A 6,220-nucleotide genomic window follows, 5' to 3' on the forward strand; every position below is an offset into this window, starting at 1 on the left:
CCATGTTCGTTTTGCGAAAGGCATGGGGTTTGTCATCAGTCTGCTGTTACCAGCGTTTTGCCGCCTGCTTGTCCGTTTCCCGTGCTTCAACCCAGCGCTCGCCTTCAGGCGTGGCTTCGCGTTTCCAGAACGGCGCGCGCGTTTTCAGATAATCCATAATGAACTGCGCTGATTCAAAAGCAGAGCTGCGGTGCGCACCGGTGACGCCAACAAAAACGATCTCATCACCTGGCCACAGCTCGCCAATACGGTGGATGACGCTTACGCGTTGTAATGGCCAGCGCTTACGGGCCTGCGCGATAATTTCCGCCAGCGCTTTCTCAGTCATGCCCGGGTAGTGCTCAAGCGTTAACGCACTGACGCTGTCGCCAAGATTGTGGTTACGCACTTTGCCCGTGAAGGTGACTACGGCACCGTCTTCATCACACTGCGCCAGCCACTGATACTCGTCGCCAACGTTGAAATTTTCATGGCTGACGCGGATCCGCGTATTGTCCATTTCAGCCTCCGGTAACCGGTGGGAAGAAAGCCACTTCATCGCCATCGTGAAGCGGGTGGTCAAAACTCACCAGCGTCTGGTTGACCGCTGCCAGCAGTTTTCCGGACTCCAGCGCCAGCGCCCAGCGCTCGCTTCTGTTTGCCAGCTCAGCACGCAACTGCTCGACATCACTGAACGTGGCCTCCAGTTGCAGGCGATCGCAGTCGACCAGCTCGCGCACCTGGGCAAAAAACAGGACGTTAATCATGACTATCCGCCTTAAAATCTCCGGATTTCCCACCGCTTTTCGCCAGCAGGCGCACCGGGCCAATCACCATATCTTTTTGTACTGCCTTGCACATATCGTAAATGGTTAACGCCGCAACCGACGCCGCGGTCAGCGCTTCCATTTCCACACCGGTTTTGCCCGTCAGGCGGCATACGGATTCAATGCGCACGCGGTTATGTTCCGGCTCGGCGGCTAAATTCACTTCGACTTTACTGAGCATCAGCGGGTGGCAAAGCGGAATTAACTCCCAGGTGCGTTTTGCCGCCTGAATGCCGGCAATCCGCGCCGTGGCAAACACATCACCTTTATGGTGGCTGCCTTCCAGAATCATGGCAAGCGTTGCGGTTTCCATAGTGATAAATGCTTCCGCACGCGCTTCACGCACGGTTTCGGCTTTGGCGGAAACATCAACCATGTGCGCTTCGCCTTGCGCATTAATATGAGTCAGTTGCGACATAGTTTATTTCTTGAGGTGTGGGTGGAAATTACAAGGGCCCACGCGGGCATCCAGCTGTGGCTGAATGATATTTTCCCACGCGGTGCGGCAAGCTTTGGTGGAACCCGGCATCGCAAAAATCAGCGTGCGGTTAGCCATCCCGGCCAGCGCGCGCGATTGCAGCGTAGAGGTGCCGATCTCCTCAAAAGAGAGCATTCGGAACAGCTCACCAAAACCTTCGATTTCGCGATCGAACAGCGGCAGCAATGCTTCCGGTGCCTGGTCGCCCTCGGTAAAACCGGTGCCGCCGTTAATCAGCACCACCTGCACTTCATCATCGGCAATCCACTGGGAAACCTGGGCGCGAATCGCATAGCGGTTCTCTTTCACTATGGCTTTAGCCGTGACTTTATGACCCGCGTCGCTGGCGGCTTCACGCAGATAATGTCCTGAGGTGTCGTCCTCTTCGCCACGACGGCTGGAGACGGTCAGAATGGCAATATGTACCGGGATAAATTCGCCGCTCGGCTGGCTCATGGCTCTCTTCCTTTTTGGTCTGGTTTTACCCGCCGATATAAGACAGGTTTTGCGTGATGCCGGTGTCACCGTCATGCAGAAAATGGGTCTGTTTTTTATGGGTTAAGGCTTCGGCAATCCGCGCTTCAAGCTCGCTAATTTGCTCATCGCTCGCCAGCAAATCACGCAGGGAAACGCCCTGTTCCCCAAACAAGCACAGGTGCAAATTACCCACCGATGAGACGCGCAGGCGGTTGCAGCTGGCACAAAAATCCTTCTCATACGGCATGATCAGGCCGATTTCGCCGGCGTAGTCGGGGTGGCAAAAGACCTGCGCCGGGCCGTCGCTGCGGCTGCGTAGCTGATGCACCCAGCCGCGAGCCAGTAGCTGGTCGCGGATAGTTTTGCCGGAAAGATGGTGTTTGCGGAAGAGATCGCCGCCGTCGCCGGTTTCCATCAGCTCGATAAAACGCAGCTGGATGGGACGAGGCTTGATCCACGCCAGAAAGGTATCGAGCTCATGATGGTTCACGTCGCGCATCAGCACGGTATTCACCTTCACGCGCTCAAAGCCTGCGGCAAAAGCGGCATCAATGCCTTCCATCACCTGGCGAAACTTATCCTGTCCGGTAATGGCATGGAACTGGCGGGCGTCGAGGCTATCGACGCTGACATTCACGGCAGTCAGCCCGGCATCGCGCCATTGCTGGACATCACGCGCCAGACGGTAGCCGTTAGTGGTCATGGCAATCTGGCGAATAGCCGGATTTTCGCGCACCGCGGCGATGATATCGGTGAAGTCTTTACGCAAAGAGGGTTCGCCGCCGGTCAGACGCACTTTTTCAGTCCCCAGGGCGGCAAAAGCGCGGGTAACACGGCGAATTTCATCGACGTTGAGGAAACTTTTGTTCGCCACACCGTGAGGCTTGTAGCCATCCGGCAGGCAATAGTTGCAACGGAAATTGCAAACGTCGGTAACGGACAGACGCAGGTAAAAAAACTGACGCGCGAAGGCATCGGTAAGTTGGATAGCCATGTACACCTTCCAGATACGGGAGATGCAGGCATTTCTTTCTGCACCCTGGTGACTCAAGGTCACGGCCAAAGCACCCTATCTTGCGACTTAGGTCCGGAGGCTTAGTGTGTGTTAGAGCGATAGTAGCGCGTGGGGAGATGATTCGCCACAGCGGCTTTCGTTATATCAATAAACATATAGCGAGCTAATCGTTCAATTTCGCCACAGACTACGCGAAAAGTGAACTTTTGCTTTGATATATATCATTAACCTCCGAGGCCCAATCGTATTGTACGCGCTTTTACGCTACCTTAATTCGATAGTTCGTCATAAGGAATAGTTATGCGTAATCGTACGCTTGCGGATTTAGACCGGGTGGTTGCCCTCGGCGGCGGCCACGGTCTGGGTAGGGTCATGTCGTCCCTCTCCTCTTTAGGTTCACGTTTAACCGGCATTGTCACCACCACCGATAACGGCGGCTCTACAGGGCGGATCCGGCGCTCTGAAGGCGGCATTGCCTGGGGGGATATGCGCAACTGTTTAAATCAGTTAATCACTGAACAGAGCGTGGCATCGGCGATGTTTGAATACCGCTTTGCTGGTAATGGCGAACTTTCCGGGCATAACCTTGGAAATTTGATGTTAAAGGCGCTCGATCACCTGAGCGTGCGGCCTTTAGAAGCGATCAATTTAATTCGTAACCTGCTAAAAGTGGATGCTTTTCTGATCCCGATGTCGGAACAACCGGTGGATCTAATGGCCACCGATCGGGACGGCCATTTTATTTACGGTGAAGTGAATATTGACCAGCTCTCATCGCCGCCGCAGGAGCTGTCGCTCTACCCTAAAGCGCACGCCACTCGCGAAGCCGTGCAGGCGATTGCCGAAGCGGATCTGATTCTGATCGGCCCCGGGAGCTTTTACACCAGCTTAATGCCGATACTGCTGCTCGAAGATATGGATCAGGCGCTGCGCAGAACGCCAGCCCCGGTAGTGTTTATCGGCAATCTGGGCAAGGAGTTAAGCAGCGCCGCCAGCCTGTCGCTGGTGCAGACCTTAGCGGTTATGGAACAGCGGGTGGGTAAGCGGATTATTGATGCGGTCGTCGTCGGCCCGCAGACCGATGTCAGTGAAATTACCGACCGGGTGGTGATTCAGGAGCCGCTGGAAGCATGCGATATTCGCTATCGCCACGACCGGCACCTGCTGCGCCAGGCGCTGGAAAAAGCCATTCAGCAGCTGGGATAAATGCGTTATGCAGGCGAGTAGCGCACGGTTGCCCGCCTGCATAACGATTACGACGCCGCAATAAACAACTGCCGCAGCTGATGAAGCTGGTCACGTATCTGTGCCGCCTCCTCAAATTCCAGGTTCTGCGCATGCTCCAGCATCTTCCCTTCGAGTTGATGGATTTTCTGCTGCAAGGCTTTTGGCGTCAGGATGATTTCATCCTCTTCAATCACGCTGCGCGCTTTGCTCTTCATCCGGCCTTTGGTTTTCGCCATCCCTTCGCCAAGCTGAAGAATATCCACCACTTTTTTATTCAGCCCCTGCGGCGTAATCCCGTTTTCTTCGTTGTAACGCTGCTGCTTCTCACGGCGGCGTTCCGTTTCACCAATCGCCTTCGCCATTGACGGCGTGATTTTGTCGCCGTAAAGAATCGCTTTACCGTTAATATTACGCGCCGCGCGGCCAATGGTCTGGATCAGCGAGCGTTCGGAGCGCAGGAAGCCCTCTTTATCGGCGTCCAGAATCGCCACCAGCGACACCTCAGGCATATCCAGCCCTTCACGCAGCAGGTTGATGCCCACCAGCACGTCGAACTCGCCAAGGCGCAAATCACGAATGATCTCCATACGCTCGACGGTATCGATATCCGAGTGCAGATAACGCACCCGCTCGCCATGCTCTTCAAGATACTCCGTCAAATCTTCGGCCATACGCTTGGTCAGCGTGGTGACCAGAACGCGTTCGTTAATCTCCACGCGCTTACGGATTTCAGAAAGCAGATCGTCAACCTGAGTGGCAACCGGGCGCACCTCGATAATCGGGTCCAGCAGGCCGGTTGGCCTGACCACCTGGTCGATAACATCGCCGCCGGATTTTTCCAGCTCATAATTGCTTGGCGTTGCCGAAACATAAATCGTCTGCGGTGCCAGCGCTTCAAACTCTTCAAACTTTAATGGACGGTTGTCGAGGGCGGAAGGTAGGCGGAAGCCATACTCTACCAGCGTCTCTTTACGCGCCCGGTCGCCGCGATACATGCCGCCGATTTGCGGAATAGTGACGTGGGATTCGTCGACTATCAGCAAACCGTCGGCCGGCAGGTAATCGAACAACGTCGGTGGCGGCTCGCCCGGGCCGCGCCCGGAGAGAAAGCGCGAGTAGTTTTCCACCCCTGAGCAGTAGCCGAGCTCGTTCATCATCTCTAAATCGAACTGCGTGCGCTGGCTCAGACGCTGCTCTTCCAGCAGCTTATTATTTGCCAGCAGAACCTTACGGCGCTCTGCCAGCTCAACTTTGATCTCTTCCATCGCTTGCAGAATGCGTTCACGCGGCGTGACGTAGTGCGTTTTCGGATACACCGTGAAACGTTGGATCGTCTGGTCAATCTGCCCGGTCAGCGGGTCAAACAGCGACAGGCGCTCCACTTCTTCATCAAACAGCTCAACGCGCAGCGCTAAATCATCGGACTCTGCCGGGAAGATATCGATCACTTCGCCACGCACGCGGAAGGTGCCGCGCTGGAATGCCTGGTCGTTACGGGCATATTGCAGCTCCGTCAGGCGACGTAAAATAGAGCGCTGGTCGATGATCATCCCTTTAGTGAGATGCAGCATCATCTTCAGATAGAGATCCGGGTCGCCCAGGCCATAAATTGCCGACACCGACGCCACCACAATCACATCGCGCCTTTCGAGTAATGCTTTGGTCGCCGACAGGCGCATCTGCTCTATGTGCTCGTTTACCGAGGAGTCTTTTTCAATAAAAGTATCCGAGCTTGGAACATAGGCTTCTGGCTGATAGTAGTCGTAGTAAGAGACGAAGAACTCCACCGCGTTATCCGGAAAGAACTCTTTCATCTCGCCATACAGCTGGGCCGCCAGGGTTTTATTCGGTGCCAGCACCATGGTGGGGCGCTGCAAGTCTGCAATCACATTCGCCACGGTAAACGTTTTGCCGGAGCCGGTCACCCCCAGTAAAGTCTGGTGGGCAAGCCCGTCCTCCAGCCCCTCTTCAAGACGGCGAATGGCCTCTGGCTGGTCGCCAGAAGGTTTGAAGGCTGAATGTAGTTTGAACGCTTTACTCATGAAGAGGCTACCTGATGAAGAAACGAGCGGGCCGGAGGATAATTTTACCCGGCACAGGAAATTTTGCCAGCAAAAGATACTGGATGAAAAACCAGTTCCCATAGCCTGATGAGAAATCCTATGTTTTTCGCCAAACGAACAGCGACCATCAATAAAAAAAAAAGGAAAATCAATT

At 54.9% G+C, this 6,220-nt stretch carries 7 protein-coding genes and 1 riboswitch; of the genes, 1 reads left to right on the plus strand and 6 read right to left on the minus strand.

All coding sequences use genetic code 11. From position 1 onward, the window contains the following. Positions 1–46 precede the first annotated feature (46 nt). The 5 genes from moaE to moaA form a co-directional block, all read right to left on the minus strand. The gene (gene moaE / locus EHN07_RS19695; protein WP_124025703.1) at positions 47–499 is read right to left on the minus strand and encodes a molybdopterin synthase catalytic subunit MoaE; all 453 of its coding nucleotides are present in this window, start codon (positions 497–499) and stop codon (positions 47–49) included. 1 nt (position 500) lies between these two features. Then, on the minus strand, positions 501–746 hold the full coding sequence (gene moaD, locus EHN07_RS19700) for a molybdopterin synthase sulfur carrier subunit (RefSeq protein ID WP_124025704.1): 246 nt from the start codon (positions 744–746) through the stop codon (positions 501–503). Next, a complete protein-coding gene (gene moaC / locus EHN07_RS19705) occupies positions 739–1,224 on the minus strand; it encodes a cyclic pyranopterin monophosphate synthase MoaC (protein ID WP_124025705.1) in 486 nt (161 codons plus the stop codon). Before moaC ends, moaD begins: the two co-directional genes overlap by 8 nt. Positions 1,225–1,227: 3 nt before the next feature. Beyond that, positions 1,228–1,740, minus strand: a complete 513-nt coding sequence (gene moaB / locus EHN07_RS19710) for a molybdenum cofactor biosynthesis protein B (protein WP_124025706.1) — start codon at positions 1,738–1,740, stop codon at positions 1,228–1,230. A 25-nt stretch (positions 1,741–1,765) separates the two neighbouring features. Continuing rightward, complete coding sequence (moaA, locus tag EHN07_RS19715) at positions 1,766–2,755, minus strand: GTP 3',8-cyclase MoaA (protein ID WP_124025707.1); 990 nt, start codon at positions 2,753–2,755, stop codon at positions 1,766–1,768. Further along, positions 2,743–2,871: riboswitch (molybdenum cofactor riboswitch) on the minus strand. It overlaps the preceding gene by 13 nt. Positions 2,872–3,076: 205 nt before the next feature. Here moaA and yvcK point away from each other — a divergent pair. Beyond that, a complete protein-coding gene (yvcK, locus tag EHN07_RS19720) occupies positions 3,077–3,982 on the plus strand; it encodes a uridine diphosphate-N-acetylglucosamine-binding protein YvcK (RefSeq protein ID WP_124025708.1) in 906 nt (301 codons plus the stop codon). 47 nt (positions 3,983–4,029) lie between these two features. On the opposite strand, the gene uvrB is transcribed toward yvcK, so the two are convergent. Beyond that, positions 4,030–6,045, minus strand: coding sequence for an excinuclease ABC subunit UvrB (uvrB, locus tag EHN07_RS19725; RefSeq protein ID WP_124025709.1), 2,016 nt, complete (start codon positions 6,043–6,045; stop codon positions 4,030–4,032). Positions 6,046–6,220 lie beyond the last annotated feature (175 nt).

It is taken from the genome of Buttiauxella warmboldiae (genome assembly GCF_003818135.1).
Lineage (GTDB): Bacteria > Pseudomonadota > Gammaproteobacteria > Enterobacterales > Enterobacteriaceae > Buttiauxella > Buttiauxella warmboldiae.

Coding starts and splice junctions, on each gene's coding strand:
- moaC (WP_124025705.1), bottom strand. CDS start 1,224: ATGTCGCAACTGACTCATATTAATGCGCAAGGCGAAGCGCACATGGTT.
- yvcK (WP_124025708.1), top strand. CDS start 3,077: ATGCGTAATCGTACGCTTGCGGATTTAGACCGGGTGGTTGCCCTCGGC.
- moaE (WP_124025703.1), bottom strand. CDS start 499: ATGGACAATACGCGGATCCGCGTCAGCCATGAAAATTTCAACGTTGGC.
- moaB (WP_124025706.1), bottom strand. CDS start 1,740: ATGAGCCAGCCGAGCGGCGAATTTATCCCGGTACATATTGCCATTCTG.
- moaA (WP_124025707.1), bottom strand. CDS start 2,755: ATGGCTATCCAACTTACCGATGCCTTCGCGCGTCAGTTTTTTTACCTG.
- uvrB (WP_124025709.1), bottom strand. CDS start 6,045: ATGAGTAAAGCGTTCAAACTACATTCAGCCTTCAAACCTTCTGGCGAC.
- moaD (WP_124025704.1), bottom strand. CDS start 746: ATGATTAACGTCCTGTTTTTTGCCCAGGTGCGCGAGCTGGTCGACTGC.